Genomic DNA, 2,472 nt, shown 5'->3' on the forward strand with positions numbered 1-2,472 from the left:
GTCTTTGGCCGGTGCGGCGAGGGTGCGTGCCGGGCGCCGTGGGTGCTGTGCGGGACTTTCAAAACACCCCCTAGAGCAGCGACGGCACCTCGGCGGCCGAGACCTCCTTCGCCGCGCGCTCCAACGCGCTCGCCAGGAGGGCGAGATCGGTCGGGCCGTTGCCGAGTTCGCGGACCGGGCGGCGGGTCGGCGGGTCGCCCATGCGGTGCCATTCCAGCGGTACGACCGTGGGGCGCAGGGTCGCGGTGCGGGGGATACGGCCGGTGACCCGGCCGCCCTGGAAGGCGGTGACGCGTCCGTCCGCACAGGTCAACCTGCCGCGCCCGGGCGCCGGTTCGTCCGGTCCCGTGGCGGGGGCGTCGAGGGTGACCCGCAGGGTGGCCCTGCGCGCCGGCTCCGACTCGGCCGTACGGCCGTCCGCACCCGTCGCCGCCACCAGGTGGACGCCGAGTCGCTCGCCCTCCCGGGCCACCGCCTCCAGCGCCCGTATGACCGACCCCGCGGCCGGTCTGCCGGGGGAGCCGAGGGCGGGGGAGACCAGGGCGTCGAGGTCGTCCACGACCACCACCAGTCGGGGCAGCGGCGGTGCCGCCTCCGTCTGGCGACGGGATGCCGCCGGGCGCAGCCGCAGGGTGGAGCTGGGCGGGGCGTCCAGGTCAGCGGCTCCGCCGGGACTGGTGGCCGTGCGCTGGGTGACCATACGGCCCGAGACCACCCGGCCCGCGTGCCACTCGGCGAAGTGGGAGCGGCCCAGCAGCTCGGCCCGCCGCTTCAGCTCGGCGCTCAGGGACTGGGCGAACTCCCGCATCCGGACCGGGTCGTTGGCGGCGAGGTGGGTGGTGACATGCGGGACGTCGGTGCACACGCGCAGTCCGTCCCCGCCGCTGCCGCCCCCGCCCGTGCTGTCCCGGCCGTCCATCAGGACCATGGTCAGCCGGTCCGGACGCTCAGCGGCGGCGAGCGAGGCGACGAGCGCCCGCAGCAGTTCCGTACGCCCGCTGCCCGCGGGACCCTCGATCAGCAGATGCGGTCCGTCCGCCGCGAGGTCCGCGGCGACCGGGCCGCGCGGACCGGCGCCGAGCACGGCACACGCGCGTCCGCCGAGCGCCTCGGCGTCGTCGGCGGCGTCCGCCCAACGGGCCATCAGGGACGCGGGGGTGGCCCGGGCGAGGCCCAGCTCGTCCAGCAGCCGGGCCGCCTGGGGCAGCGGCGCGGACACCCGCGCCTGCCGCTCTCCCACGACGCCGTCCGGCCGCAGCGGTGCCAGGGCCCGCGCGAACCGCTCGGCCCAGGGGAGCGAGACGGCGTCCACGGTGGCGACGGTGCCGGGGGCCACGGGGGCGGGGTCGGCATGGGCGTCCGCTCCGGCGGTGCGGGCGACCCGCATCAGCCGCAGGGCGGTCGCCACATCGCCGCTCAGCAGGGCGACCGCGCCGCACTCCCGGAACGCCGGGGCCGCGGCGCAGGCCGCCCGGTAGGTGTCGGTGACCGGAGAGGCGGGGGAGGCGGGGGGTGTCTCGGCGAGGCACAGGACGTGGATCCCGGCCCGCGGCCCGTCCGACGCCAGCCGGGCCACGGCCTCCCGGACATCGGCACCACCGGGGTCTCCGTCCACCACGACGACGGTGTGCGGCCCGGCGAAGTGGTCGGCCGGGTCGGCCTGGGCCCAGGAAGGGCGGCGGGCGGGGGTCGTGGAGGGCTGCTCGCCGTGCTGGTCGTCCAGCCGCCGGAGCAACTCGTCCGTGCGGGCCGTGGCCTGTTCGCGGTCGTGGGCCAGCAGCAGTCGGCAGTCCTGGCCGTGGGACGGCCGCAGATGCGGGAGCCAGCCCAGCCAGGACCACTCGGCGGTGCGCTCCTCCAGCGGGCGCGAGCGGTCCGCGCTGATCAGCACGATCTCCAGGGCGTACGGCGAGTGCAGCGCGGCGAGCTGGGCCACCACCGCGCGGGCAAGACCGGCCAGCCGCGCGCGCGGACCGGCGAGACCCAGGGCACCGGCCTCGCGCAGATCGGCGGTGACCGGTACGGCGGGCAGCAGCCCGGAGCCGTCGGGGGCCGGCCGGTCGGCCGTACCGAGCCGGACGGTGAGCGCCTCGGGGTGGTCCGGGCCGCGCTCCCACAGGCGGGGGCCGGGACCGAGGGCGGTGAGCAGCAGGGCGGCGGGGTCCGGCCAGGTCTCCGGGAGCCCGTCGGCGGCGGGGTGCTCGTCCGCCGCCGCGGCGCCCTGCTCGTCGTAGGCCTCGCGTCCGGGCGCCCCCTGCTCGCCGCGGCCGCCGGTCAGCCGTCGCGCCCACGCGCTGAGGCCACCGCGCCTGCGCACGCCCTGCGGGACGTCGGTGCCGCGCAGGGGGGTTCCTTTGCGGCCGCTGCCGTCGCCACCGGCGGAGGCCGTGCCGCGACGGGCGCGGGCGTCGGTGGGGAGGCCGTCGCGGCCGGTGTCCTCGGTGGGGCGGCCGTCGGAGGCGGGTGTACCCG

General features: G+C 78.5%; 1 protein-coding gene. It reads right to left on the reverse strand.

Translation table 11 applies throughout. The features are described from left to right. Positions 1-70: 70 nt before the first annotated feature. Positions 71-2,472 (reverse strand): FtsK/SpoIIIE domain-containing protein (locus RMT89_RS39980; protein ID WP_315888661.1); only part of this gene is annotated, 2,402 nt, incomplete at its 5' end.

Origin of the sequence: Streptomyces sp. P17, assembly GCF_032436805.1 — a bacterium.
Lineage (GTDB): Bacteria > Actinomycetota > Actinomycetes > Streptomycetales > Streptomycetaceae > Streptomyces.